Origin of the sequence: Ferrovibrio sp. (assembly GCF_046297895.1) — a bacterium.
Classification (GTDB): domain Bacteria; phylum Pseudomonadota; class Alphaproteobacteria; order Ferrovibrionales; family Ferrovibrionaceae; genus Ferrovibrio.
Genome location: NZ_JBKBHC010000001.1, coordinates 405,333 through 428,863, shown reverse-complemented (window position 1 = coordinate 428,863; position 23,531 = coordinate 405,333). Strand labels below are relative to the sequence as shown.

Annotated in this window: 26 protein-coding genes; 16 read left to right on the top strand and 10 right to left on the bottom strand. The window is 64.3% G+C overall.

Annotated elements, in window-relative coordinates:
* Nucleotides 1-18: 18 nt before the first annotated feature.
* A complete protein-coding gene (locus ACK4FK_RS02100; RefSeq protein ID WP_409740429.1) occupies nucleotides 19-636 on the bottom strand; it encodes a TetR/AcrR family transcriptional regulator in 618 nt (205 codons plus the stop codon).
* A gap of 333 nt (nucleotides 637-969) precedes the next feature.
* On the opposite strand from ACK4FK_RS02100, the gene ACK4FK_RS02095 reads away from it, so the two are divergent.
* From ACK4FK_RS02095 to ACK4FK_RS02060, 8 genes are all read left to right on the top strand, one after another.
* Nucleotides 970-2,286 (top strand): O-acetylhomoserine aminocarboxypropyltransferase, encoded by a 1,317-nt coding sequence (locus ACK4FK_RS02095; RefSeq protein WP_409740426.1) that lies wholly within the window; start codon nucleotides 970-972, stop codon nucleotides 2,284-2,286.
* Nucleotides 2,287-2,305: 19 nt separating this feature from the next.
* Nucleotides 2,306-3,100: an alpha/beta fold hydrolase gene (locus ACK4FK_RS02090; protein WP_409740424.1), complete on the top strand. Its 795-nt coding sequence runs from the start codon at nucleotides 2,306-2,308 to the stop codon at nucleotides 3,098-3,100.
* A 3-nt stretch (nucleotides 3,101-3,103) separates the two neighbouring features.
* Entirely contained in the window at nucleotides 3,104-3,760 is a 657-nt protein-coding gene (gene thiE, locus ACK4FK_RS02085; RefSeq protein WP_409740421.1) for a thiamine phosphate synthase, read from the top strand.
* Nucleotides 3,761-3,796: 36 nt separating this feature from the next.
* Nucleotides 3,797-4,585: an inositol monophosphatase family protein gene (locus ACK4FK_RS02080; RefSeq protein ID WP_409740418.1), complete on the top strand. Its 789-nt coding sequence runs from the start codon at nucleotides 3,797-3,799 to the stop codon at nucleotides 4,583-4,585.
* A 122-nt stretch (nucleotides 4,586-4,707) separates the two neighbouring features.
* The gene (locus tag ACK4FK_RS02075; protein WP_409740416.1) at nucleotides 4,708-5,757 is read left to right on the top strand and encodes an OmpA family protein; all 1,050 of its coding nucleotides are present in this window, start codon (nucleotides 4,708-4,710) and stop codon (nucleotides 5,755-5,757) included.
* A 163-nt stretch (nucleotides 5,758-5,920) separates the two neighbouring features.
* Complete coding sequence (locus ACK4FK_RS02070; RefSeq protein WP_409740413.1) at nucleotides 5,921-7,072, top strand: flagellar motor protein MotA; 1,152 nt, start codon at nucleotides 5,921-5,923, stop codon at nucleotides 7,070-7,072.
* Nucleotides 7,073-7,078: 6 nt separating this feature from the next.
* Nucleotides 7,079-8,149 (top strand): peptidoglycan -binding protein, encoded by a 1,071-nt coding sequence (locus tag ACK4FK_RS02065; protein WP_409740410.1) that lies wholly within the window; start codon nucleotides 7,079-7,081, stop codon nucleotides 8,147-8,149.
* Nucleotides 8,150-8,617 (top strand): DUF3574 domain-containing protein, encoded by a 468-nt coding sequence (locus ACK4FK_RS02060; protein WP_409740407.1) that lies wholly within the window; start codon nucleotides 8,150-8,152, stop codon nucleotides 8,615-8,617. It abuts the gene before it with no gap.
* A 6-nt stretch (nucleotides 8,618-8,623) separates the two neighbouring features.
* Here the strand turns inward: ACK4FK_RS02060 and ACK4FK_RS02055 are convergent, their stop codons facing one another.
* Entirely contained in the window at nucleotides 8,624-9,742 is a 1,119-nt protein-coding gene (locus ACK4FK_RS02055) for an SMP-30/gluconolactonase/LRE family protein (RefSeq protein WP_409740406.1), read from the bottom strand.
* On the bottom strand, nucleotides 9,729-11,516 hold the full coding sequence (locus ACK4FK_RS02050; RefSeq protein WP_409740403.1) for an ABC transporter transmembrane domain-containing protein: 1,788 nt from the start codon (nucleotides 11,514-11,516) through the stop codon (nucleotides 9,729-9,731). Before ACK4FK_RS02050 ends, ACK4FK_RS02055 begins: the two co-directional genes overlap by 14 nt.
* Nucleotides 11,517-11,709: 193 nt before the next feature.
* Between ACK4FK_RS02050 and ACK4FK_RS02045 the strand changes: the two genes are divergently transcribed.
* From ACK4FK_RS02045 to ACK4FK_RS02030, 4 genes are all read left to right on the top strand, one after another.
* A complete protein-coding gene (locus ACK4FK_RS02045; protein WP_409740401.1) occupies nucleotides 11,710-13,104 on the top strand; it encodes a S1C family serine protease in 1,395 nt (464 codons plus the stop codon).
* A gap of 150 nt (nucleotides 13,105-13,254) precedes the next feature.
* Nucleotides 13,255-13,482 carry a 50S ribosomal protein L31 gene (rpmE, locus tag ACK4FK_RS02040; RefSeq protein ID WP_409740398.1) on the top strand — a complete coding sequence of 76 codons (228 nt, stop codon included), beginning with the start codon at nucleotides 13,255-13,257 and terminating at the stop codon, nucleotides 13,480-13,482.
* Between the two features lie 168 nt (nucleotides 13,483-13,650).
* Nucleotides 13,651-13,923: a hypothetical protein gene (locus ACK4FK_RS02035; protein WP_409740396.1), complete on the top strand. Its 273-nt coding sequence runs from the start codon at nucleotides 13,651-13,653 to the stop codon at nucleotides 13,921-13,923.
* Between the two features lie 146 nt (nucleotides 13,924-14,069).
* Complete coding sequence (locus ACK4FK_RS02030) at nucleotides 14,070-14,543, top strand: Hsp20 family protein (RefSeq protein ID WP_409740393.1); 474 nt, start codon at nucleotides 14,070-14,072, stop codon at nucleotides 14,541-14,543.
* Between the two features lie 80 nt (nucleotides 14,544-14,623).
* Here the strand turns inward: ACK4FK_RS02030 and ACK4FK_RS02025 are convergent, their stop codons facing one another.
* The 4 genes from ACK4FK_RS02025 to ACK4FK_RS02010 all read right to left on the bottom strand — a co-directional run bounded on the left by ACK4FK_RS02025 (nucleotide 14,624) and on the right by ACK4FK_RS02010 (nucleotide 18,806).
* Nucleotides 14,624-15,661 carry a class I fructose-bisphosphate aldolase gene (locus ACK4FK_RS02025; RefSeq protein ID WP_409740390.1) on the bottom strand — a complete coding sequence of 346 codons (1,038 nt, stop codon included), beginning with the start codon at nucleotides 15,659-15,661 and terminating at the stop codon, nucleotides 14,624-14,626.
* 60 nt (nucleotides 15,662-15,721) lie between these two features.
* Nucleotides 15,722-16,918 carry a phosphoglycerate kinase gene (locus tag ACK4FK_RS02020; RefSeq protein ID WP_409740387.1) on the bottom strand — a complete coding sequence of 399 codons (1,197 nt, stop codon included), beginning with the start codon at nucleotides 16,916-16,918 and terminating at the stop codon, nucleotides 15,722-15,724.
* A 22-nt stretch (nucleotides 16,919-16,940) separates the two neighbouring features.
* Nucleotides 16,941-17,945, bottom strand: coding sequence for a type I glyceraldehyde-3-phosphate dehydrogenase (gene gap, locus ACK4FK_RS02015; protein ID WP_409740384.1), 1,005 nt, complete (start codon nucleotides 17,943-17,945; stop codon nucleotides 16,941-16,943).
* A 144-nt stretch (nucleotides 17,946-18,089) separates the two neighbouring features.
* Nucleotides 18,090-18,806 (bottom strand): DUF2459 domain-containing protein, encoded by a 717-nt coding sequence (locus ACK4FK_RS02010; protein ID WP_409740381.1) that lies wholly within the window; start codon nucleotides 18,804-18,806, stop codon nucleotides 18,090-18,092.
* A 165-nt stretch (nucleotides 18,807-18,971) separates the two neighbouring features.
* On the opposite strand from ACK4FK_RS02010, the gene ACK4FK_RS02005 reads away from it, so the two are divergent.
* Nucleotides 18,972-19,490: an acyloxyacyl hydrolase gene (locus tag ACK4FK_RS02005; RefSeq protein WP_409740378.1), complete on the top strand. Its 519-nt coding sequence runs from the start codon at nucleotides 18,972-18,974 to the stop codon at nucleotides 19,488-19,490.
* On the opposite strand, the gene gluQRS is transcribed toward ACK4FK_RS02005, so the two are convergent.
* Complete coding sequence (gene gluQRS / locus ACK4FK_RS02000; protein WP_409740375.1) at nucleotides 19,452-20,372, bottom strand: tRNA glutamyl-Q(34) synthetase GluQRS; 921 nt, start codon at nucleotides 20,370-20,372, stop codon at nucleotides 19,452-19,454. The two genes, ACK4FK_RS02005 and gluQRS, sit on opposite strands and share 39 nt — an antisense overlap.
* Before the next feature lie 36 nt (nucleotides 20,373-20,408).
* Between gluQRS and ACK4FK_RS01995 the strand changes: the two genes are divergently transcribed.
* From ACK4FK_RS01995 to ACK4FK_RS01985, 3 genes are all read left to right on the top strand, one after another.
* Nucleotides 20,409-21,104, top strand: a complete 696-nt coding sequence (locus ACK4FK_RS01995) for a DNA-3-methyladenine glycosylase family protein (RefSeq protein WP_409740372.1) — start codon at nucleotides 20,409-20,411, stop codon at nucleotides 21,102-21,104.
* Nucleotides 21,101-21,802, top strand: a complete 702-nt coding sequence (locus ACK4FK_RS01990) for an alpha/beta hydrolase (protein WP_409740369.1) — start codon at nucleotides 21,101-21,103, stop codon at nucleotides 21,800-21,802. The genes ACK4FK_RS01995 and ACK4FK_RS01990 overlap by 4 nt, the downstream gene beginning before the upstream one ends.
* Before the next feature lie 104 nt (nucleotides 21,803-21,906).
* On the top strand, nucleotides 21,907-22,452 hold the full coding sequence (locus ACK4FK_RS01985; protein WP_409740366.1) for an HNH endonuclease: 546 nt from the start codon (nucleotides 21,907-21,909) through the stop codon (nucleotides 22,450-22,452).
* Nucleotides 22,453-22,457: 5 nt separating this feature from the next.
* Here the strand turns inward: ACK4FK_RS01985 and ACK4FK_RS01980 are convergent, their stop codons facing one another.
* Together ACK4FK_RS01980 and ACK4FK_RS01975 are read right to left on the bottom strand one after the other, a co-directional pair.
* Nucleotides 22,458-23,018: a demethoxyubiquinone hydroxylase family protein gene (locus ACK4FK_RS01980; protein WP_409740363.1), complete on the bottom strand. Its 561-nt coding sequence runs from the start codon at nucleotides 23,016-23,018 to the stop codon at nucleotides 22,458-22,460.
* Nucleotides 23,018-23,521, bottom strand: a complete 504-nt coding sequence (locus tag ACK4FK_RS01975) for a disulfide bond formation protein B (RefSeq protein WP_409740361.1) — start codon at nucleotides 23,519-23,521, stop codon at nucleotides 23,018-23,020. Before ACK4FK_RS01975 ends, ACK4FK_RS01980 begins: the two co-directional genes overlap by 1 nt.
* Nucleotides 23,522-23,531 lie beyond the last annotated feature (10 nt).

Genomic DNA, 23,531 nt, shown 5'->3' with positions numbered 1-23,531 from the left:
AAAATGTCATATGTCAACTCAGCGGCTGCGGATCGACCTTAGGATCGTTTCAGCCGCCGCCACAGCCCTGTCCCGCCAGATGGCTTTATCCAGATCGGCCGCCAGCCGCAAATCGTGGAAACGCGCCATCAGATCGTCGATCGTCTGTGCCATGGCTTCGGCAGGATCGGGCCGGAACACCCCGGCGGCCACCCCTTCGGCCAGGAGACCGGCCAGATGCCGACGCACATGGGCGCGATGCTGCAGGAGTATCGCCTTCAGGTTTTCAACCACTTCGTCGAGTACCTCGACCAGGCAGGGATCGGCCAGATAACGCCATGCGGCTTCGGCATCGGCCAGCAGGAAGGCCTGCAGTCGGCTGGCCGGGCTGCGGCCATGGTCGCGGGCGATGTCAGCCAGCCGGGTTTCATCCTCGGCGAGCCAGCGGGTGGCTAGGGCGGCCACGATGGCACGTTTGTTGGGGTAGTAGCGGTAGACCGCGGTGCGGGCGAGGCCGGCTTCCGCCGCAATATCCTCAATCCTGGTTCGCTTGCCGCCCATGCGCCGGAAGCAGACCAGGGCGGAATCCAGCAGCCGGTCCTGGACAGTGCCGGGCGGCGCTTCAGCGTTTTGTGACACGAGATCGGATTTTGTCATGGCCGGACCTTACAGGATCGGGGCCCCTTCACGAAATCTTAAGTGAGCCTGGCCATACTCAACACGCGATTACAGTTGGTCACGGTCATTGTTTCCTCCCTGTTGGTTTACGACCTCGGCCGCCGGCCCGCCCGGCGGCCGTTTTTTGCGTGGCTGAAACAGTTTGTTACATCTGCTTGACTTGGGTTCGGGCGGCATGGATTAATCCCCGCAGTTTCGAGGTTTGAGGCAGAAATTTTCGGGTCGTCTCCTCCGCAAGGAAGGGGCGGCCCACTTTTTATGGCCGCGGCGGTTCCCTATGCTGGCCGCCGATAACGGTCAGGGAGTGAACCAATGCTGGAGCCGAAATTCTTCCGGTTCGATACCCTCAGTCTGCATGCCGGCCAGCAGCCCGATCCAGCCACAGGCGCCCGCGCCGTGCCGATCTACCAGACGACATCCTACGTTTTCCGCGATACCGATCATGCCGCCGCCCTGTTCAACCTCGAGCGCGGCGGCCACATCTATTCGCGCATTTCCAATCCCACAGTGGCAGTGCTGGAAGAGCGGCTGGCGGCGCTGGAGGGCGGTGTCGGCGCGGTCTGCACCGCCAGCGGCCAGGCGGCCCTGCATCTGGCCATCGTCACGCTGATGGGACAGGGCGGCCATATCGTCGCTTCACGCAATATTTATGGCGGCAGCTACAACATCCTCGTCCACACCCTGCCGCGTTTCGGCATCACCACCAGCTTCGTCGATCCGCGCGACCACAAGGCCTGGGCGGCCGCGATCAGGCCGGAAACGCGGCTGGTCTTCGGCGAGATTCTCGGCAATCCCGGCCTTGAAGTGCTGGACGTTCCGGCAGTGGCGAAGATCGCCCATGATGCCGGCCTGCCGCTGATGCTGGATTGCACTTTCGCCACGCCGTATCTGTTCCGTGGCTTTGAGCATGGCGCCGATCTGGTGATGCATTCGGCCACCAAATTCCTCGGCGGCCACGGCGTCGCCATCGGCGGCGCGCTGGTCGATTCGGGCCGCTTCGACTGGGAAGCCTCGGGCAAATTCCCGACGCTGACCGAGCCCTATGCCGGCTATCACGGCCTCGACTTCGCCGAGGAATTCGGCCCCGCCGCCTTCATCATGCGGGCGCGCGCCGAAGGCCTGCGCGATTTCGGTGCCTGCCTGTCGCCCACCAATGCCTTCCACCTGCTGCAGGGCGTGGAGACGCTGCATCTGCGCATGGCGCGCCATGTCGAGAATGCGCGCAAGGTGGCGGCGTTCCTCAAAACCCATCCGGCGGTGGAGTGGGTCTCGTATCCCGATCTGCCCGAACATCCCGATCACGATCTGGCCAAGCGCCTACTGCCAAAGGGCGCCGGTGCGATCTTCAGCTTCGGCGTGAGGGGCGGGCGCGAGGCCGGTCGTGCCCTGATCGAGACGCTGCAGATTTTTTCGCATCTGGCTAATGTGGGCGATGCCAAGTCGCTGGTGATCCATCCGGCCAGCACCACGCACCAGCAGATGTCTGCTGCCGAACTGAAGGCTGCCGGCATCGGCGAGGAACTGGTGCGTCTCTCCATCGGCCTGGAAGACCCGCAGGATCTGCTCGACGATCTAAACCAGGCCCTGCGTGCCGCGCAGAAGGCGGCCAAACCCGCCGCGGCGGAATAACAAGCAAGGGAATGTCACGATGTGGCTCGATGTAGCGGGCAAGCGCGTTTTCGCGGCTACCGGCGGCAAGCCTTTCGATCCGGCCAAACCGGCCGTGGTCTTCATCCACGGCAATGCCTGCGACCATACGATATGGGCGCTGCAGACGCGCTGGTTCGCCTATCACGGCTTTTCGGTTCTGGCGCTCGACCTGCCGGGCAACGGCCGCTCGGAAGGACCGATGCCGGACAGCGTGGAGGCCTTTGCCGACTGGATGCCCAAGCTGCTGGATGCCGCCGGCGTGCAGCAGGCCGCGCTGGTCGGCCATTCGATGGGCGCGCTGATCGCGCTGGAGACGGCAGCGCGGCATCCTGACCGCATATCGAAAATATCTCTGCTTGGTTTCGCCTTCCCGATGGCGGTGAATCCGGAATTGCAGGCCCTGGCCGATAGCGGCACCTATACGGTCGTCGAACTGATGAACGACTGGATGATTGCCAAAAAGAACCAGATCGGCGGCAACCGCGTGCCGGGCCTGTATCTGCTGGCCGACAGCATCCGGCTGGTCGACCGGGCGCCGCGTGAATGCCTGGCACTGGGTTTCCGGCTGTGCAACGCCTATCAAAACGGCAAAACGGCGGTGGCAGCGGTGAACTGCCCCGTGCAGATTCTGGCCGGCGAACGCGACATCATGACGCCGCTGCGCGCTGCGCGCGGCTGGGCTAAGGAATTCAAGGACGGCCGCATCGATGTGCTGCCGGCTTGCGGCCACATGATGATGGGCGAGCGGCCGGACGAGACGCTTGATGCGCTCAAAAGTTTCATTGCCGGTTGATGCATGACCAAGACGCCAGAGCAAAGACTGTACCTGATCACGCCGCCGGCGATTGACCCCAAGGCATTTGCCGAAGACCTGAAGGCTGCTTTGGGCGGTGGCGATGTCGCCTGCCTGCAACTGCGCCTGAAGGATGGCGAGCAGACGGCGTCAGACAATACGTTCCGTCGCGCAGCCGAGGCATTGCTGCCGGTCTGTCACGCGCATGACGTAGCCCTGCTGATCAACGACCGGCCCGACCTTGCCATCAAGCTGGGTGCCGATGGCGCGCATGTGGGGCAGGAAGACACGCCATATGAGGAGGCGCGCCGCATTCTGGGGCCGGACCGGATCGTCGGCGTCACCTGTCACAATTCCCGCCATCTGGCGATGGAGGCCGCCGAGGCCGGCGCCGATTACGTCGCCTTCGGAGCCTTTTTCCCGACCGACACCAAGCAGCCCAAGACCCGGGCCGAACCGGAAATCCTCGCCTGGTGGTCGGAACTGATGGAAGTGCCCTGTGTGGCCATCGGCGGGATCACGGTGGAAAACTGCCCCCCGCTGATCGAGGCCGGGGCCGATTTCCTGGCGGTTTCGGCCGGGGTCTGGCGGCATCCGGAGGGGCCGGCGGCGGCGGTTGTGGCCTTCAACCGGGCGATTGCCAAGCATGGCCGGCGCTGATAGGGTCCGCCCCCTTTCCAGACGAGCTTAAAATCAATGGCCCTGCGATCCGCCCTGATCAATGCGATGGCGAACGCGGCGCGTAAAGCGCAGCGCAGCCTGATCCGCGATTTCAACGAAGTCGAACATCTCCAGGTCTCGAAGAAAGGCCCGGCAGATTTCGTCTCTGCCGCCGACCGCAAGGCGGAGAAGATCCTGCAGCAGGAACTGGCCAAGCTGCGCCCCGACTTCGGCTTCATCATGGAAGAGGGCGGCCGGGTCGAAGCCAAGGACGGCAAGAGCTACTGGATCATCGATCCGCTGGATGGCACTACCAACTTCCTGCACGGGATTCCGCATTTCGCCATTTCCATCGGCGTGCAGCGTGAAGACGAACTGATCGCTGGGATCGTGCTGGACGTGGTGCGCGACGAACTGTTCTGGGCCGAGAAGGGCATCGGCGCCTATGTGAACGAGCGCCGTCTGCGCGTTTCCGCGCGCCGCAAGCTGACCGAGGCCGTGTTCGGCACCGGCATCCCGTTTCATGGCCGGCCGGGACACGCTGCCTTCGTGAAGGACCTGACCACCATCATGCCGGAAGTCGCGGGTATCCGCCGCATGGGCGCGGCGGCGCTGGACTTGTGCTACGTGGCGGCCGGACGTTTCGACGGATTCTGGGAATCCGGCCTGTCAGCCTGGGACATGGCGGCCGGTATCGTTCTGGTGCGCGAGGCCGGCGGCATGGTCACCGACCTGTCCGGCGGGGACCAGATGCTGGCCAACGGCAGCATCGTTGCCGCCAACGACGTGCTGCACGCCCCGCTGCGCAAGTTGCTGACCAAATAGGCCGCATAGCACAAGTCATTGAAATCCGTCGACCGGCGTCCCTCTGCCGGGTTGTCGGCTACGGCCTCCTCGGCTATCGTCTGCGCCAGATCGGGATAACGCACCGGGCAGGGGGACTATAGATGGCTGCCAGGCCACACATGCTGTCGTTTGCCGTCGCATCGCTGGCACTCGTCATGGCCGCGCCGTCGGTGCAGGCCCAGACGATGATCGGCAGCGGGAATATCCAGATCAACCTGCAGGTGCTCGACCAGCTCGGAAACGAAGGCTCTCCGGCACTGAACGGCACAATGCGCCAGGACGGGCGCCAGCCTCTGCTGGGCGCCACGGGCCGGGCGTCGCCATCCAGGAGCATGCAGGCCCCCGCAGCCGCCGGTCCGGCCCCCTTGCTGGGCGAAACAATCATCGCGCGGCCGTCTGCGACACGCCCCCGTCCGGCCCGCCCTGCCACCGCCGCACCGGCTGTTCCTGCCAGGCCGGCCGTGGCCGCAGCCAATGCCGCGACTGCGCCGGCTGCGCCCGCTCCCGGTCTTCCCGCGCCGGCGGAAACGCCACCTGCGCAGCCCGCGACAGCACCGACGGCCATTCCAGCCCCAGCCGGGCCGGGCGCGCCTCAGCCCGTGGTGCCGGCCGTATCCGCCCCCGCCACGGCCGCAGCCCCGGTCGCAGCCCCTGCGGCAGCTCCCGCCGCAACCCCGGCGCCGAGCCCGGTTCCGCCCCCGGCATCCACCACGCCTGCGCCGGCCGCACCGCAGCAGCTGGCCACCGCTCCTGCGGCGCCGGCGGCGCCTGCGCCCAACCCGGCCACCCAGCAAAGCGCCATCGTGCCGCCCCGGCCTGCACCGGCCCCGGCTGTCGCGGCCGGCGTGGTGACGGTGCCGTTCCCGTCCGGTATGGGGGAACTGCCATCCGGGCAACTCGCGGCCCTGGACGCACTTGCTGCGAAATATGCAGGCAACGAAGAGCGCCTCCAGATCAGGGCTTATGCCGCCAACACCGTCGGCGACGGCGGCAGCGGTGCGCGCCGCCTGTCCCTCACCCGGGCACTGGCCGTACGGCAATACCTGATCGACAAAGGCATCCGTTCGACCCGCATCGACGTCCGCGCGCTGGGCACGCCCAGCGATGGCTCGGAGCCTGATCGCGTGGAAGTGGCGCCGCAAGGGCAGTAGCCATCCGATCTTCGGTTGATCAGACTCCGTTGCCTAAGCGATCATCGGAGCCGGGGGAACCGATTCGCCAGCCTGTTTGCTGCCGCCGGCATTGAGCCGTGAAACACTGTGCCGTGAAAATGCCGTATTCGCTCCGTACGGCAGAGACGGAAGGATGGACCGCATGACCAAGCCTGGCCGTTTTCTGTTTCGCATGATCGCATTCCTCATCGCCGTCGGTGCGGTGATTGCGGTGCTGCATACGGCCCTGCTGCGCGCCTTCATGGCCAATCCGGCGCTGAATGGCCTGATCGGCACCGTACTCGTGATCGGCATCCTATATGCCTTCCGGCAGGTCTGGATCGTCGGCCAGGAGGTGAGCTGGGTGGAAGCCTGGCAGAAGGCGCAGCGCGGTTCCGGTGCCGGCAATGTCGGCGAGCCGTCGACCCTGCTGGGGCCGCTCGCCCGCATGCTGGCCAATCGCGGGCCGCGCGGCTCGCTGTCGGCTGCCGCCACGCGGGCCCTGCTCGATTCCGTGGGCTCGCGCCTGGACGAGGCTCGCGACATCTCGCGATATTTCATCGGCCTGATGGTCTTCCTTGGCCTGCTTGGCACGTTCTGGGGACTACTGGAAACCATCACCGGCGTCAGCGATACGATCAATGGCCTGTCGCTGAACACCAACGATGACATCAACGTGCTGTTCTCCAAGCTCAAGGGCGGCCTGGAAACGCCGCTGGCCGGCATGGGCCTGGCCTTTTCCACCTCGCTGATGGGGTTGGCGGGCTCGCTGATTCTCGGATTCCTCGACCTGCAGGCCGGCCAGGCGCAGAATCGTTTCTACAACGATCTGGAGGAATGGCTTGCCAGCTTCACGCGCGTGGGCGGCGGCGCGGTGGTCGATGGCGACCAATCGGTGCCCGCCTATGTGCAGGCCCTGCTGGAGCAGACCGCCGATAGCCTCGACAATCTGCAGCGCACCATGGCGCGTAGCGAGGATAACCGCAGCCAGAGTGGTGCGGCCCTCATGCAGTTGAACGAGAAGCTAAGTCTGCTGACCGAGCAGATGCGCGCCGAACAGGGATTGCTGCTGAAGCTGACCGAGCATCAGATCGAGATGAAGCCGATCCTGGCCAAACTGGCGCAGAATGCCGAAAGCGGCAGTTTCGATGCCGCCAGCCGCGGCCATCTGCGCAATATCGACATCCTTTTGGCGCGTCTGCTTGATGATGCAGCCCAGGGCCGCGCCAAGCTGGTCGACGACATGCGCGCCGAAATCAAGCTGCTGTCGCGCACAATCGCCGCCATGGCCGACGCGCCGCGGCGGCAGGGCTGATCCGCCATGGCGCTGAGCCGGCGGCGCAACGATCATCAGGGCGCCGGCGCATGGCCGGGCTATGTCGACGTTCTGTCGACCTTGCTGATGGTTATCGTATTCGTGCTGGCAGTTTTCGTGCTGGTGCAGTTTTTCCTGGCGAATGCTATTTCCGGCCGCGACAAGGCCATCGATGCCCTGCGCAGCGAACTGGCGGGACTGGCCGAGCAACTCTCGCTTGAGAAAAGCAACAATGCCCGCCTGCGGCTCGATCTCGGGAACCTGCAGGCGACGCTGAACAGCGTGAATGCCGAGCGCGACCAGCTGGCCGCCGTACTGAGCGAGAGCCAGGCCAGGGCCGACGAGGCCGAGAAGAGGCTGGCCGAGCAGCAGCAGATCGTGATCGACCTGCAGGGCAAGTTGGTATCGAGCAGCGGGCAGCTCGAACAGGAAAGGCGGCTGACGGCAGAGGCGCGCAGCCAGATCGACCTGCTGAACCGGCAGCTTCTGGCGCTGCGCGAGCAGATGGGGCAGATCGAACGCATCCTCAGGGAGAGCGAGGAGAAGGACAAGGCCAACCAGGCGCAGATCAGCGATCTGGGTAAACGACTGAATGCCGCGCTGGCTCGCAAGGTCGACGAACTGGTGAATTACCGCTCCGAATTCTTTGGTCGCTTGCGGCAAGCGCTCGGCAACCGGCGCGACATCCAGATTGTGGGCGACCGTTTCGTGTTCCAGTCGGAGGTGCTGTTCGATTCCGCTTCGGCCGACCTGAAGCCCGAGGGGCGCGAGCAGATCGCCAAACTGGCCAAGACGCTGATCGAGATCAGCGGCAGGATTCCCGGCGACCTGCCATGGATCCTGCGCGTCGATGGCCATACTGACAAGTTGCCGATCAACACGGCGCAATTCCCGTCGAACTGGGAGCTGTCTTCGGCCCGCGCCATTTCGGTGGTCAAGTTCCTGGCCAGCCAGGGTGTGCCGATCGAGCGCCTGGCCGCCACCGGATTCGGCGAATTCCAGCCCCTTGATGCGCGCGACGATCAGATCGCCTATCGCCGCAATCGCCGCATCGAGCTGAAGCTGACCGAACGCTGAATGTTCGAGGAAGCGTTCCTGAGGGTGGGAGAGCGCCTCGGCAGTCTGCAGACGAGGCTGGTCCTCGCACTGATCCTGGCGGCTTCGGTTCCGCTCCTGCTGATTGGGGCGGCAATCTATCTGCGGTTCGAACCTCTGGCGCTTTGTCGGCAGCAGGTCAGCAGCCTGTATTTCGGCACGGCGATGCCAGATCGGCGAGAGGTCGAGGCAGGAGAGTGGGGCCGTTTCATTGACGAGGCGATCGTGCCGCGTTTGCCCGACGGGTTCACCTTGCAGTCGGGTCAGGGCGTGTGGCGTTCACCCAAGACCGGCGATACGATCCGCGAAGATACCCGGATCCTGATGGTTCTGCATGAGAGCGCGCGCACCGTAAACGACGCCCTCGATCTCATTGCGGCCGATTACAAGGCGCGCTTCAGGCAGGAAAGCGTGCTGCGCGTCGATCAATGCGCCGTCTACCGTTTCTGATCCCGCTCAGCCGGCATCTCTGAAACGCTCCGGTTCCAGCTGGCAATCCAGAATGGTGGGTTGGAATACAGCGCCGATCAGCAGCCGGCCCTGGTGGTGAACCGCGACGCTGGCGCCCGAAAGCAGGCTGCCGGGATCGGCGAAAACCTCCTGTACGCGCATCACGCCCCGGCTGTCGCGGCCAGCCCGCAGCACCGTGCTCGGGCTTTCCTTGTCCGCATCCATGGCGTGTCCGATAAAGGCGAAGGCGTTGGGATGGCCGGCGATCCACAGATCGCCATCGCTGTCGCGGCGAACGTTGTCGGGACCAAGTGGCAGCGAAAGACTGCCGGTGCGGACCAGCATGCCGCTCGCCGGGTCGCGTGCATAGGCCAGCAGCATGCGCCACAGCGTCGAGGCGGTCAGCAGCGTGCCGCCATCGGCGGAAACCTCGATGCCATTGGCGAATGCGATGTCCTCGGCGACCAGACGGGCAAAGCGGCCATCGTGGTATACGACCGTCGAGCGGCTGAGTTGCAGCAGATTCTCCACCATATGCATCCAGCGGGGTCCGCTGCCGCGGTCGTTGGTCAGGTAGAAGGATTCCGGCCCGGCCGCTGCGATGCCGTTCGGATGCACGAACAGGTCGCTGCTGACGCTGCCGCGATGGCGCAGCGTGGGCGTGCCATCGGCGGCAAGCTGCAACAGGAAGATTTCCACCGTATGGCGGTCGCTGGCGCGGTGGTTGATCACATGCAGGAATATCTGTCCGTCGGCTGTGGCGAACAGGCTCATGCCATGAGGGTGGAAAGGCAGGCTGGGCGGAAGCGGGATCGGGGTGAAGCGCCCTGGGCGGCTGGTCATATCGTAGAGATACAGGCCGCCCTGGGCCATGCGGTCGCGGCGGTCCTGGCTGGAGACGATGGCGGCATGGCCGCCGGGCAGGATCGCCATATCCTCGGGCCCGGGCGGCGCGGCAACGGCGATGCACTGGCCGGCAACGAAGGGTTCGACATCGCGATAAGCGCCGCCGAGCCAGATCGTGTAGCCGAGATAGGCAATCAGTGCGACGAGGATGAACCGCCACCAGAACCGCATCAGGCGGCGCTGTGCCGGGCGATCGGCGCGGCGGCTACGCGGCGGCATTGGTCGGGCCTGACATGAATTGCAGGCGGGCGAGGCGGGCGTAGAGGCCATCTTCCGCCATAAGGCTGTCGTGCCGGCCGGCGGCGACGATGTGGCCCTGGTCCATGACCACGATACGGTCTGCCTTCTGTACAGTGGCGAGCCGGTGCGCGATCACCAGGGTGGTGCGACCCTGCATCAGGCGCTCCAGCGCGCTCTGCACCTTGCCTTCCGATTCCGCATCCAGCGAGGATGTCGCTTCGTCGAGCAGCAGCACGGGCGGATCGCGCAGCAGGGCCCGGGCAATGGCGATGCGCTGACGCTGGCCGCCCGACAGACGCACCCCGCGTTCGCCCAGGTAGGTATCGTAGCCCTGCGGCAGGGCCTGGATGAAGCCATGGGCGGCGGCGGCCTCGGCGGCGGCGCGGACATCCTGGTCGGATGCGTCCGGACGGCCATAGCGGATATTCTCTGCCACGCTGGCGCCGAAGATCACGGGATCCTGCGCCACAAGACCGATGTGGCGGCGCAATTCGACCGGATCGAGACGCGCGATGTCAATGCCGTCGAACAGGATGCGTCCGGCATCCGGATCGTAGAACCGCAGCAGCAACTGGAACAGGGTGGTCTTGCCGGCCCCGGATGGGCCGACAATGGCGACGGTTTCCCCGGCCGCCACATCAAGGCTTAGGCCGTCGAGGGCGGGCATCTGGGGCCGCGCCGGGTAGTGGAACCGTATGGCATCAAACTGCAGCCTACCCGCAGGCGTGACGGCAAGATGTTCGGGGTTGGCCGGGGCCTGCACGGTCGGTTCGGTGGCCAGCAGCTGCATCATGCGCTCGGCAGCGCCGGCTGCGCGCTGCACATCGCCCCAGATTTCCGACAACGCGCCCACGGAAGAAGCGCCGATCACGGCGTAGAACACGAAGGCCGACAATTCGCCGGCCGACATCTCGCCGGCAAAGACGGCCTTGCCGCCGATCCACATCACGGCATTCACCGCGCCAAACACCAGCAGCATGACAAGCGCCGTGAGCCAGGCGCGCGCACGAATGCGGCGCACGGCGCTGCCAAAGGCAGCTTCGGCATTGGCGCCGAAACGCTCGGTTTCGCGTTGCTCGTAGGTATAGGCCTGCACGGTGGTGATGGCGTTCAGCGTCTCGCCGGCCTGGGCCGACAGGTCTGCGATACGGTCCTGACTTTCGCGTGACAGACGCCGCAGCCGTCGGCCCAGCACGACGATCGGAAGGACGACCAGCGGAATGACGAGGGCGACGAGCAGGGTCAGGCGCGGCGAAGTCACCACCAGCAGGGCGGCGCTGCCAAAGAAGAGCAGCATGTTTCGCAGGGCGACCGAGACCGAGGAACCGATCAGGGCCTGGATCAGTTCGGTATCGGTCGTCAGTCGCGATAGCACTTCGCCGGTGCGGGTGGTCTCGAAGAAGGCAGGGCTGAGTTTCAGGACATGGGCGTAAAGCGTGCGGCGGATATCTGCCACCACACGCTCGCCCAGCCAGGTGACGCAGTAGAACCGCGCGAAGGTGGCCACCGCCAGCAACGCCACGACCCCGAACAGGGCGCCGAAATACAGGTCGAGATAATCGCCGGTGCTGTGGCCGAAGCCGACATCGATCACCCGGCGAATGGCCTGCCCTATGCCCAGCACCGCACCGGCAGCGACCACGAGAGCGAGGGCCGCCGCCGCCACCATCCAACGATAGGGGGCAATGAAGCGTAAGGTTCGACGGAGCGCGCCCAAGGAAAGGCGCTTAGGATTGTGATCGGCTAGCGGCATAATTTCGTCTTGTAAGGAATCTGCGGTGGTTATAGCCGCCGCACCCTTGTGTCACAACGCGACAGGTCGATACAGAAGCCCTCCGGTCTGCATGTTAGCGTATGTACTTTTTATGATCGATTATATTTCGCTTTATGTTCTCAAACTGCGCATGTAGGAATCAAATGGATCGAAAAAGCGGTGCGGGGGTGCCATGTGGCGGCTCGTTGTGATGCTGGGTGCTGCGTTGTTTTGCGCAAACTGTCGCAGCGTAGCGACGGCGCCGCCGGTTATAGAGGCCAGGGCGGTGATCCAGGCCGACGGCACAGTGATCGAGCCTGCAAAGGCCAGTGGCGGCATCAAGCCCGATATGCGTCCAATTGGATTCAGCCGAGTACAGACAACGGTGCCGCGTGGCGCGGTGATCGCCGAGGCGAAGTTCAAGCCTCTGACCTGCTACTACAACAGCAAGCTGCACTATGACAGCGATCGCAAACTGCTGAATGCCGTTGCCTACAACGACATCTTCTATCGGGTATTTGACGGGCATGGCTATCGCGTTGTCGGCAACCCGAACGCGCTGTTCGAAACCGGTCAGCGCGATCAGCCCGATTTCCTCGCTGGCGCCAGCATCAGCAATGTCAGTGGCGATTTCTGCCGGCATGTCGATTCATGGTCCGGCGTGCCTGATGGCAACCTATCGGGTACGCTGCGCGTAACCGTCAATTGGCAGATCTACGATCCGCTGCGCCGTCAGGTCGTGTGGCAGCGGGATGTCGAGGGCGTGTTCGAAAGCAAGACTCCTTTGCCCGGTGACTACGATTTGTTCGTGCAACATGCTTTTGCCGACACTGCCAACAAGGTGGCGGCCGATCCCAGTTTGCGCGCCATGGTGTCGCAGAGCCCACAGCGCGAAACCACGGCAGGCGATACGGGAATTGCTATGCCCCGCCGCCCATTGTTGCGCCAGACATTATCGGCTCAGCCGATCGACAGGCATATCGATCAAGTTCGGGCCGCGACGGTACTGATTGAAGTGGGCGAAGGCGGACATGGCTCCGGATTCTTGATTTCCGAAGACGGTCTGGTGTTGACCAACCAGCATGTGGTGGGTGGCCAGCGGTTTGTAAGGGTTCGGTTGATATCTGGCCGTACTCTTATTGCCGAGGTGCTGCGCCGGCATGAAGCCCGGGATGTTGCCTTGCTCAAGTTGGAGGGCAGTGGCTACCCGATGCTGCCGATCCGTGAAAACCCGGCCCGGGTCGCTGAGGAGGTTTATGCGATCGGGGCGCCGCAGATGACCACCTTGGCCTGGACGGTCACCCGCGGCGTGGTCAGCGCCTGGCGGCCGGCTCGACCGCCGGGACAGCCCTACGAACTGATTCAAGCGGATGTTCCTATCCATGGCGGCAATAGCGGCGGCCCTTTGCTTGACCGGCAGGGGAATGTGGTTGGTATCGCAGTGATCGGCTGGGCTTCAGATAGCACCCAGCGGAATACCAGCCTGAACGGGTTCATTCCGATCCTGGATGGACTCGACAAGCTCGGGCTGGATTTGACGGACTCCGTCCCCTACGAGCGGTGGAGGCGCGGGCTTGTGCGAAATTAGTATATTTTAATCAATGACTTGCAGGTCTGCGGCGCGATCACGGTTTTCACCCTTGCGGCAGGGGGTGGTTGTGGCTATAACGCCGGCCCATTGAGCAAATTTTACGGGCTTCTGGCGGATCAATACCCAGGCTGGCCCAGGAGAGCAGTCATGAAGGCCGATATCCATCCGGACTACCACGAGATCAAGGTCCAGATGACCGACGGGACCGTCTACACCACCCGTTCGACCTGGGGCAAACCCGGCGATACCATGATGCTCGATATCGACTCGAGCTCGCATCCGGCCTGGACCGGCGGCCCGGCCCGTCTGAACGAGTCGGGTGGTCAGGTGGCCAAGTTCAAGAAGAAGTTCGGCAATTTCGGCCTTAAGAAGTAAACCGCAGACGGATTTTCTGCCGGGTGTATGGCCCGGCGCAGGAAGCGGCCCTCCTGGGCCGCTTTTTTGTTGTCTGAAGCCGGAAACCGCCCTCATCCTTCTTTAACGAAGCCGCTGCTATCCCTGAAAAGCTGAACAGCGCGCACAAGGGCAACGAGAGCCGCGCCGATGGCCCAAGTCTATCAATCCGCTTCGATCAAGCTCGGCAACGAGATCATTACCGTCATCTACGTTTCCTATGCGGCCATCGCGACCGACGAGATGGCCGCCCGGTCGCTGGCGGCCATGAAGCCGCTTTTCAAGAATTCCACTGTCGTGCTGGCGGCCCAGGGGATTAACCTCGCCCCCGAATTCGTCGGGCCAAAGCATGTCGTCGATATCCTGCGCGGGCGTGCCCTGACCGAATTCAAGTGGTACCCGATCACCATCGGGCAGCCCTGATTCAGGGGGGCTGCCCCCTCTTGAAGCCTGAACGGGCCCTTCCTACATCCAAGCCAAGCCGGGTGCCCGCTGGGGCCCGGCCTTCACGGCGATCCGGCAGATACGCGGATCGTGAAACGGATTCATCGCTCCAGGAGGATGACACCATGCGTGCTTTTGATTTTGCCCCGCTGCTCCGCTCCAGCGTCGGTTTCGACCATGTAAACCGCCTGTTCGAACTGGCCAGTCGCGTCGACGAGGCGACGGCCAGCTATCCGCCCTACAATATCGAGAAACGCGGCGAAGACGCCTATCGCATCACCATGGCGGTGGCCGGCTTCAAGCCCGAGGAACTCGAGGTCACGGTGAAGGAAAACAGCCTTCTGATCACCGGCAAGGCGGCCGAGCAGCCCGCCGATGGCGAAGTGACCTACCTGCATCGCGGCATTGCCCGCCGTGCCTTTGAGCGCCGCTTTGAGCTGGCCGACACGGTCAAGGTGGTCGGCGCCGAGTTGAATGACGGCCTGCTGCATATCGCGCTGAAGCGCGAGGTGCCCGAAGCCAAGAAGCCGCGCCAGATCCCGATCAACGCCAATGTGGTCGGGGCCACCGTGATTGATGCCCAGCCCAAGGCTGCGTAGTTCCCCAACTCAGACCCCGAAACGAAAACGGCCCCGGCAGTAATGCCGGGGCCGTCTGTTTGGGCTGCTCAGGCGTAGTTTCAGGCCGCCTTGAATTCCTGCTCCAGCTTCGGATCGTACTTACCCACGGCCGCCAGGCCGTTCAGCTTGGCGCGGTGCAAATAGCCCTTCTGGGCGTTCGGTATATTGGCGGCCTTGCCGCCCCACAGCTTCAGCGGCAGGGCCTGCAGGGCGCGGCCATAGGAGAAGGTCAGCTTCCAGGGCAGGTTCGGATGGCGCGCATTCATGGCGCCCAGATGGGCCGAGGCATCCTCGTCGGACTGGCCGCCCGAGAGGAAGGCGATACCGGGCACGGCTGCCGGCACGCAGCGCAGCAGCACCTTCACGGTGGCGTCGGCCACTTCGTCCACGCTGGCGCGTACCTTGGCCTGCTCGCCCTGGATCACCATGTTCGGCTTCAGGATCATGCCCTCGAAGGCAACGTTGTGCAGGGCCAACTGTTCGAACACCGTGTGCAGGGTGCGTTCGGTGGCGGCGAAGCTGGTGGCCAGATCGTGGGCGCCATCCATCAGGATTTCCGGCTCGACGATCGGCACGATGTTGGCGGCCTGGCAGATGCCGGCATAACGGGCCAGCGCCTCGGCATTGGCAACCAGGCACTGGCGGCTCGGCTTGCCGGTGGCGGCATCGATGTTGAGCACGGCGCGCCACTTGGCGAAACGCGCGCCAAGCTGATGGTATTCCGCCATGCGCTTGGCCAAGCCGTCGAGGCCCTCGGTAATCTTTTCGCCATCGCTGCCGGGCAGGGTCTGCACACCCTTGTCGACCTTGATGCCGGGGATGATGCCGCGCTTGTTCAGGATGTCGACCAGCGGAGTGCCGTCCTTGGCCTTCTGCCGCAGGGTCTCGTCGTAGAGGATGACGCCTGAGATGTACTGCTCGGCGCCCGGCGTGGTGAACAGCATTTCGCGGTAATCGCGGCGATTGTCCTCGGTGGAGGCTACGTTGATGCTGGCAAAGCGCTTCTCGATGGTGCCGGTGCTCTCATCGGCGGCCAGGATGCCCTTGCCGGTGGCAACCATGCCCTTGGCGATCTTGTTGAGTTCGGTGAGGTTCATTTTGTCAGCTCCCAAAAGCTTCTTTCGATTTCCCGGATGCCGGGGACTCTAAACATGCAGTCACTTCGCCGTCAGCGCGGCCACGCCCGGCAGTTCCTTGCCTTCCAGCCATTCCAGGAAGGCGCCGCCGGCGGTGGAAACGTAGGAAAACTCCTCCGCCACGCCGGCATGGCGCAGGGCCGCTACGGTATCGCCGCCACCCGCCACGCTAAGCAGGCGGCCTGAGGCCGTCAGCGCCGCCGCCGTGCGCGCCACCGTCACGGTGCCGGCATCGAAGGGCGGGGTTTCGAAGGCGCCGAGCGGGCCGTTCCAAACCAGGGTGTGGCAATCGGCCAGGATGGTGCCCAGGCGGGCGGCTGCGACCGGGCCGATATCCAGGATCATCTGGTCGGCCGGGCAGCGGTCGGATGCCACCACCTTGCTGGGCGCGCCGGCCTTGAATTCGCGGGCGACCACAACGTCGTCGGGCAGGATCACGGCGCAGCCGCGGGCCACCGCATCGCGCAGGATGTCGCGTGCGGTGTCGGCCATGTTCTTCTCGCACAGGCTTTTGCCCACTTCGCGGCCCTGCGCGAACAGGAAGGTGTTCGCCATGCCGCCGCCGATGATGATCTTGTCGACCTTGCCCAGCAGGTTGCCCAGCAGTTCCAGCTTGGTCGACACCTTGGCGCCGCCGATCACGGCCGCCACCGGCTTCTCGGGCGCCACAAGGGCGGCTTCGAGATGCTTGAGCTCCACTTCCATGTTGCGGCCGGCATAGGCCGGCAGAAGATGCGCCAGCGCCTCGGTCGAGACATGGGCGCGATGGGCGCAGGAGAAGGCGTCGTTGACGTAGATCTCGCCCAGCGCCGCCATCGACTTGGCAAACGCGCTGTCGTTCTTCTCTTCCGCCGCGTGGAAGCGGGTGTTTTCCAGCAGTACGACGCCGCCGGGCTTCAGCTTGTCGATTGCGGCCTTGGCGGTGTCGCCAATGCAGTCCTCGGCGAAGCCGACCGGCGCGCCCAATGCGGTGGCCAGGGCGGCGGCCACCGGCTTGAGCGACATATCCGGCACCGGCTTGCCATCCGGCCGGCCGAAATGCGACAGCACCACGACCTTGGCGCCCTTGCGCGACAATTCGTGCAGCGTGGGCAGGATGCGGCTGATGCGCAGATCGTCGGTGATCCGGCCATCCTTCATCGGAACGTTGAGATCAACGCGGGTCAGCACCGTTTTGCCGGCAACATCGACCTCGTCGAGCGTGCGGAAACGATTCATGGTACGGGCTCCGGCCTGGGCCTCAGAGTTTCGCCATCGCCACCGCGGTGTCGGACATGCGATTGGAGAAGCCCCACTCGTTGTCGTACCACGACAGCACACGCACCAGATTGCCTTCCATCACCTGGGTCTGCTTGACGTCGAAGGTCGAGCTGGCCGGGTTATGGTTGAAGTCGCTGGAGACCAGGGGGGCCTCATTGATGCCGAGGATGCCCTTCAGCTTGCCGTTCGCCGCCTTCTTCATCGCTTCGTTGATTTCTTCAACCGTGGTGTTGCGCTTGGCGATGAACTTGAAATCGATCAGCGACACATTCGGGGTCGGCACGCGGATTGCGGTGCCGTCCAGCTTGCCCTTCAGTTCCGGCAGCACCAGACCGACGGCTTTGGCGGCACCGGTGGTGGTCGGGATCATCGACAGCGCCGCGGCGCGGGCGCGATAAAGATCCTTGTGCATGGTGTCCAGCGTCGGCTGGTCGCCGGTATAGGCATGGATCGTCGTCATGTAGCCCTTTTCGATGCCGACGGTCTCGTTCAGCACCCAGGCGACAGGGGCGAGGCAGTTGGTGGTGCAGGAAGCATTCGACACCACGGTGTGCTCGGCCTTCAGCTTGTCGTGGTTCACGCCGTAGACGACGGTCAGGTCGGCATTGGTGGCCGGTGCCGAGACCAGCACCTTCTTTGCGCCAGCCGTCAGGTGCAGGGCAGCCTTCTCCTTGTCGGTGAAGATGCCGGTGCATTCCATGGCAATATCGACGTTCAGTTCCTTCCACGGCAGCTTGGCCGGATCGCGCTCGGCGGTCACCTTGATCCAGCCGCGGCCCACGTCGATGGCATCGGCCTTGGTCTTGACCTCGCCGTTGAAACGGCCATGCACGCTGTCATAGCGGAACAGGTGGGCGTTGGTTTCGACCGGTCCGAGGTCGTTGATGCCCACCACCTCGATGTCCGTGCGGCCGTTTTCGATGATGGCGCGCAGCACGTTGCGGCCGATGCGGCCAAAACCGTTAATCGCAACCCGTACCGTCATGGTCTTGTTCTCCGATGGGATGGCGTGGCGAGCGGGTGGGCGCCGGGCGCCCGGAACCGTTCTTTTTTCGGGGCTGGGTTTAGCCCCTTTGGGCCTGAGTCGCAAGGCGAGCCCGGCCGTTTCCTAGCCGTAAACATGGGCATTTCAGGCCCGATTCATCAGTCCGAAGGGGAAGGGGGTCCACCAGCCTGCCGGCAGGCCGGCAGCCCGCAAGCCGGCGCCGATCCATTCGTTACAGGTGCGGATCGGGCTGTAGCGGCCTACCGCCTCGTAAAAGGCGTCGTTCCCGCTGAAACCGGCCCCGGCTATGCGCCGCGGCCCGTCATCCGGCCCCAGTTCAAAACCGCTGCGGATATATGCGGCCAGGGCATGATACTGCAGCGTGTCGATATCCAGGCGGCGGACCCGGTTGGCGCCTGGCTGGTCCGGGTCGGCGGCGTCGGGCCGGGGGATATGCATCACATGCATCGCGGCCGGCCCGCGCCCCAAAAGAGCGCCGATGGCCAGATCGGGGCGTAGATCGGCCGGCCTCCGGGTGGCGAGGTAGAAGGCCCTGTCGCCCCAACCGAAGGCGACGTAGGCGGCCTGAGGCTCCCCCGAGGCAGCCATGGCAGGATCATTTCCAAGCCATCCCTGCCAGGTCTTTCCCCCAGGCAGGCCGGCTTCATGGTCCAGCGGCAGCGCGAGCCAGACGTGCCAGCCATTAGAGATCAGATACACCGGAATCCGGGCCTGCTCGGGCAACGGGTCGCGGTGCGGTGCGGGGGTCATGCCCAGGACGAGGGCGGCAGTCCCATAAGCAAAAGGCAGGGCCAGAACGGCAAGACACAGACCCAGACAAAGGCGGCGCAGGAATCGCATGAATCTTCATTGCCGGCAAAATGTGGCAAGAATGGAGCCAATGGCGGCCTGACTTTCAAATGCGGGCCCTTGCGCCCAATCTTGGGTCGACTAGTATCAGACTGGAATTTATGGGGAAATCGCCAAAAAGACTCGAAGTCGACGGCGATATGGGGGGTAAGGCAGATGCGGAGCAGCAGGCATTTTTGCGCCGTTGCGGCGATGGTCGCCGTGACGATGCTGGGACAGGCGGCTGTCGCCCAGACGGTCAAGGGCGGAGACGACCCGGCCTTCCTGGCAATCAGCGCCGGCTATCACGACGTTCTGGACGACAAGGAGGCCTTCGAGGGCCGTCTGGAATATCGCCACGATAAGAAAATATGGATATTCAAGCCGTTCGTAGGCGCCATGGCCACCCATGAAGAGGCGGCATACGGCTATGCAGGTGTGCTGGTCGATGTGTATCTCGGCCGGCGCTGGGTTCTGACGCCAAGTTTCGCTCCGGGTGTCTATCGCCGGGGCGACGGTAAGGATCTCGGCGGCGCCATCGAATTCAAGTCCCAGCTTGAACTCAGCTATCGCTTCGACAATCGCGGTCGGCTGGGTGTTGGCTTCAGCCACATATCGAATGCCAGCATCTACGACAGCAATCCGGGCGTCGAAACGCTATTCGTCACCTACGCCATCCCGCTTGGCCGCCGCTGATCGGTCAGTAAGCGGGAAGGGGGCGAGTCCGGCCATGCGCCAGACCTCGGCCGGAGACAGGCCGGCGCCGCGGAGTTCGCGCAGGGGCTTCGCATCCTTGCGCTTGGCCAGGCGCTCGCCGCTCTCGTCGGTCAGCAGGCGATGATGGGCGTAAGCCGGCACCGGCCAGCCGAACAGGGCCTGCAGCAAGCGATGCAGATGCGTGGCGTGAAAAAGATCCCGGCCGCGCGTCACCAGGGTGACGCCCTGGAGCGCGTCATCATGAGTGACGCATAGGTGATAACTGGCCGGCGTTTCCTTCCGCGCCAGCACGACATCGCCAAAACCCTGCAGCAGAAGATCCTGCGTCACGGTCTGATGGCCGGATGTTTCGTCATGCCAGCGGAGCGGCCAGCCGCTGACCAGGCGGCAGGCCGCCGGCAGGTCGAGACGCAATGCATAGGGCTCGCCACTCGCCATGCGATCCAGCCGTTCGCTGCGGCTCAGATGGCGGCAGGTGCCGGGGTAGATGGCGCCTTCGAAGCCATGGGGCGCCTGACCCGACGCGGCAATTTCGGCGGCAATCTGCTTGCGCGTGCAGAAGCAGGGATAGAGCAGCCCCTGGTCCTGCAGCATGTCCAGCGCATGGCGATACTCGGCGAAATGCTCGGATTGGCGCCGCACGGGCTGCTCCCAGGTCAGGCCGAGCCACGCCAGATCATCGAAGATCGCGTCGGTGAATTCCGGACGACAGCGGGTGAGATCGATATCCTCGATGCGCAGCAGGAAACGGCCGCCGGCCTGCTGGGCGCGCATCCAGGCAATCCCGGCGGCATAGGCATGGCCGAGGTGCAGATGTCCGGTCGGACTGGGTGCGCAGCGGGTGACAACGGGGGAGGGCATCGGCCAGAGTATGCAGAAGGATTCGCTGAGACAGTTATGGCAAAGCCGCCGTCAAAGACAAAGCCCGATAACCGCAAGCGCACGCAGAGGGCGCTGGCGGAACTTTGCGTCCGGAATGCGCGGTTTGCCCGGGCGCTTGATCTGGTGGGCTGCATCCCTGACCGGCGCCGGCCGGCGGATTTCCCCAATCTCTGCCGGATCGTGGTCGAACAGCAGATTTCAGTCGCCGCGGCCAATACCATCTGGGGGCGGTTGGAGGCGACCGTTCAGGGGCGCGCCAACGGCGTCTTCAGCCCGGAACGGCTGCTCAGGCTGAGCGAGCCCCGCCTGCGCGCCTGCGGCCTGAGCCGGCCCAAGGCCGCTTATCTGCGTAACATGGCCCGTGCCGTGAAGTCAGGCGCGCTTGATCTGAGCATTCTGCCGAAACTGGATGACCATGCCGCCATTGCGATGTTGACAGAGGTCAAGGGCATCGGTCGCTGGACGGCCGAAATCTTCCTGATGTTCGCGCTTGATCGCGAGGATATCTGGCCGGCACATGACGTGGCCTTGCAGGAAGCCGTGAAACGCCTGTTCGAACTTCCGGCGCGGCCGGATGTGAAGACGATGGATGCCATGGCAGAGGCCTGGCGCCCGCATCGCGGCGTCGCCGCGCGCCTGCTCTGGCGTTATTATGGGGCGACGCAGAATCGCCTGACGACGGATCAGGCGGCGGACGGAACCAAGCCATGATCGATGGACCCAGACTCAAGCCATTGCAGGGCGATGCCCGACATCTCGTCGTGTTGCTGCATGGTTATGGCGCCGATGGCAACGACCTGATCGAACTGGGCGCACAATGGCAGCGCCTGCTGCCGCAGGTAGCCTTTGTCGCGCCCCATGCTCCGGGCCGCATCTTCGGTTTTCCCCCCGGGTTGGGTGGCGGACGGCAGTGGTTTGGCCTCGATAGTTACGATCCCGAGCTGTTGCGCCGCGATCCTCACCATGCCGCGCAGATTTACGCAGCCATGCAGGCCGCCGCAGAGGAGGTGGCGCCACAACTGGATGCGTTTCTCGATGCCGAACTCAAGCATCATGGTCTGGCCGGGGATCGGCTGGCATTGGTCGGTTTCAGCCAGGGCACCATGATGGCGTTGCATGTCGGGCTGCGGCGCGAACCTGCGCCGGCCGCTATCCTTGGCTATTCCGGTGCCCTGCTGGGTGATCGCCTGCGCGAAGATATTCGTGGCCGCCCGCCGATTCTGCTGATCCATGGCGATGCCGACGATATCGTCCCCATCGAGGCGATGTTCTCCGCGCTCCAGGGGCTGGCCGCCGCCGATTGCCCGGCCCGATTCCATGTCAGCCCGGGCCTTGGCCATGGCATCGACCCGGAGGGTTTGCGGCTTGGCGGGACCTTTCTGGCCGAGACGCTGGCGCGCGTTGCATAGTCCCGGCCGGCTGGCGCCGGGATCTTACAAAATAAGGTAGTTGTCATGATGCGGTAACCCCGCATATGGTAATGCAGTGCAACGCAACCGGGCCCGGGGAAGCAATGAACCCTGAGAGTTGTCCAGCGTTAGTGTTGAATGCGGATTACCAGCCGCTGTCCTATTTCCCGCTTTCGGTCTGGCCGTGGCAGGAAGTGGTCAAGGCGGTCTGCATGGATCGTGTCACCATCCTGTCGGAATACGATCAGGAGATCCGTTCGCCCAGCTTCCGCATGCGCCTGCCAAGCGTGGTGGCGCTCAAGCGCTATATCGCACCGGCCCGCCGGCCGGCTTTCACGCGATTCAATCTTTTCCTGCGCGATCGCTTTTCCTGCCAGTATTGCGGCAGCCGGCATGAACTGACCTTCGATCATGTGATCCCGCGGTCGCGTGGCGGGCTCACGCGCTGGGACAATGTGGTGGCGGCCTGCGCGCCCTGCAATCTGGCCAAGGGCGGCCGCATGCCCGACGACTGCCACATGCATCCGCGTATCAGGCCCCATGTACCCAGCGTGCAGGAACTGCAGCGCAATGGCCGGGCTTTCCCGCCCAACTACCTGCATGAAAGCTGGCGCGACTTCCTGTACTGGGATAGCGAGCTGGAGCCGTAAGACGGCTATACCCGTTCGGACAGCCAGATGGCGCCGCGTGTGATCGCCTTGATACCCTTTGAGAGAAAATCGTAGCCCGGAGCCTCCTGCGCGCCCTCGGCGCGGGCGGTGTCGCGGTGCTCGATCTCGTCGGCGCGGAATTTCTCGATCAGCCCGCGCAGTTCAGGCTCTGATTCGCCCAGTGCCTCGATCTGCCGCGTGTAATGGGCGTCGATCACTTCCTCGACGGCTTCGGTGCAGGCCATGGCCGCCTTCTCGCCCATCAGCGCGGTGGCGGCGCCCATGGCGAACCCACCGACATGCCAGAGCGGAGACAGCAGGGTGGGGCGCACCCGGCGCTGCGGCAGCAGGCGCGAGAAGGCATCTAGATGCTCCTGCTCCTGCTTGGCCATGTGGCGTATGGTGGGGGTCGAGGGCGCCGTTTTCAGAACGGCGAGCTGGCCTTCGTAAATGCGCTTGGCGCCATACTCGCCGGCATGGTCGACGCGCAGAATACGTTCCAGAAGCTGGCGCGGATCGGGGTCGCCAGCCAGTCGGGCTTTTTTTGCATGTGAGGGCGACGGCATCACTTGTTCTCCTGCCCGGCGCGCTTCGCCGCCAGGGCACCAAAGATCACGAGGCAGATCGACCATAGCACGTTCCAGCCGGCCATGGAGAGGCCGAGGAAGCGGAAGGACACTTCGTCGCAGCGGGCGACCGGGGCGGTCAGCAACTGGGCCCGCAGGGCGTCGATGCTGTTGGGCGTCGGGCCGCCACCACAACTGGTGAGCCCCTGCCACCATTTCTCCTCGACGCCAACATGGAACACACCGATCCCGCCGCCAATCAGGATGCTGAGGCTGGCCAGGACCAGAAGGGCCATCCGCAGGCGCGGCAGTAGCAGGGCGGCCAGACCAAATACGATGGCCGCCGCGTAGGGCCAGCGCTGCCAAAGGCACAATTCGCATGGCGCCAGGCCAAAGCCGTATTGCGCGACGAAAGCCATGCCAAGCGTTGCCGCACTGGCCACCGCGATCAGCAGTCCCGAGTAGGCAGGCGCGAGCAGTTTGTTGGCGGCGGCGCTGTGCATGCTCTTTCCC

Excerpts from the sequence above, each read along its gene's own strand:
- ACK4FK_RS02100 (WP_409740429.1), bottom strand. The coding sequence starts at position 636 with ATGACAAAATCCGATCTCGTGTCACAAAACGCTGAAGCGCCGCCCGGC.
- ACK4FK_RS02095 (WP_409740426.1), top strand. The coding sequence starts at position 970 with ATGCTGGAGCCGAAATTCTTCCGGTTCGATACCCTCAGTCTGCATGCC.
- ACK4FK_RS02090 (WP_409740424.1), top strand. The coding sequence starts at position 2,306 with ATGTGGCTCGATGTAGCGGGCAAGCGCGTTTTCGCGGCTACCGGCGGC.
- thiE (WP_409740421.1), top strand. The coding sequence starts at position 3,104 with ATGACCAAGACGCCAGAGCAAAGACTGTACCTGATCACGCCGCCGGCG.
- ACK4FK_RS02080 (WP_409740418.1), top strand. The coding sequence starts at position 3,797 with ATGGCCCTGCGATCCGCCCTGATCAATGCGATGGCGAACGCGGCGCGT.
- ACK4FK_RS02075 (WP_409740416.1), top strand. The coding sequence starts at position 4,708 with ATGGCTGCCAGGCCACACATGCTGTCGTTTGCCGTCGCATCGCTGGCA.
- ACK4FK_RS02070 (WP_409740413.1), top strand. The coding sequence starts at position 5,921 with ATGACCAAGCCTGGCCGTTTTCTGTTTCGCATGATCGCATTCCTCATC.
- ACK4FK_RS02065 (WP_409740410.1), top strand. The coding sequence starts at position 7,079 with ATGGCGCTGAGCCGGCGGCGCAACGATCATCAGGGCGCCGGCGCATGG.
- ACK4FK_RS02060 (WP_409740407.1), top strand. The coding sequence starts at position 8,150 with ATGTTCGAGGAAGCGTTCCTGAGGGTGGGAGAGCGCCTCGGCAGTCTG.
- ACK4FK_RS02055 (WP_409740406.1), bottom strand. The coding sequence starts at position 9,742 with ATGCCGCCGCGTAGCCGCCGCGCCGATCGCCCGGCACAGCGCCGCCTG.
- ACK4FK_RS02050 (WP_409740403.1), bottom strand. The coding sequence starts at position 11,516 with ATGCCGCTAGCCGATCACAATCCTAAGCGCCTTTCCTTGGGCGCGCTC.
- ACK4FK_RS02045 (WP_409740401.1), top strand. The coding sequence starts at position 11,710 with ATGTGGCGGCTCGTTGTGATGCTGGGTGCTGCGTTGTTTTGCGCAAAC.
- rpmE (WP_409740398.1), top strand. The coding sequence starts at position 13,255 with ATGAAGGCCGATATCCATCCGGACTACCACGAGATCAAGGTCCAGATG.
- ACK4FK_RS02035 (WP_409740396.1), top strand. The coding sequence starts at position 13,651 with ATGGCCCAAGTCTATCAATCCGCTTCGATCAAGCTCGGCAACGAGATC.
- ACK4FK_RS02030 (WP_409740393.1), top strand. The coding sequence starts at position 14,070 with ATGCGTGCTTTTGATTTTGCCCCGCTGCTCCGCTCCAGCGTCGGTTTC.
- ACK4FK_RS02025 (WP_409740390.1), bottom strand. The coding sequence starts at position 15,661 with ATGAACCTCACCGAACTCAACAAGATCGCCAAGGGCATGGTTGCCACC.
- ACK4FK_RS02020 (WP_409740387.1), bottom strand. The coding sequence starts at position 16,918 with ATGAATCGTTTCCGCACGCTCGACGAGGTCGATGTTGCCGGCAAAACG.
- gap (WP_409740384.1), bottom strand. The coding sequence starts at position 17,945 with ATGACGGTACGGGTTGCGATTAACGGTTTTGGCCGCATCGGCCGCAAC.
- ACK4FK_RS02010 (WP_409740381.1), bottom strand. The coding sequence starts at position 18,806 with ATGCGATTCCTGCGCCGCCTTTGTCTGGGTCTGTGTCTTGCCGTTCTG.
- ACK4FK_RS02005 (WP_409740378.1), top strand. The coding sequence starts at position 18,972 with ATGCGGAGCAGCAGGCATTTTTGCGCCGTTGCGGCGATGGTCGCCGTG.
- gluQRS (WP_409740375.1), bottom strand. The coding sequence starts at position 20,372 with ATGCCCTCCCCCGTTGTCACCCGCTGCGCACCCAGTCCGACCGGACAT.
- ACK4FK_RS01995 (WP_409740372.1), top strand. The coding sequence starts at position 20,409 with ATGGCAAAGCCGCCGTCAAAGACAAAGCCCGATAACCGCAAGCGCACG.
- ACK4FK_RS01990 (WP_409740369.1), top strand. The coding sequence starts at position 21,101 with ATGATCGATGGACCCAGACTCAAGCCATTGCAGGGCGATGCCCGACAT.
- ACK4FK_RS01985 (WP_409740366.1), top strand. The coding sequence starts at position 21,907 with ATGAACCCTGAGAGTTGTCCAGCGTTAGTGTTGAATGCGGATTACCAG.
- ACK4FK_RS01980 (WP_409740363.1), bottom strand. The coding sequence starts at position 23,018 with ATGCCGTCGCCCTCACATGCAAAAAAAGCCCGACTGGCTGGCGACCCC.
- ACK4FK_RS01975 (WP_409740361.1), bottom strand. The coding sequence starts at position 23,521 with ATGCACAGCGCCGCCGCCAACAAACTGCTCGCGCCTGCCTACTCGGGA.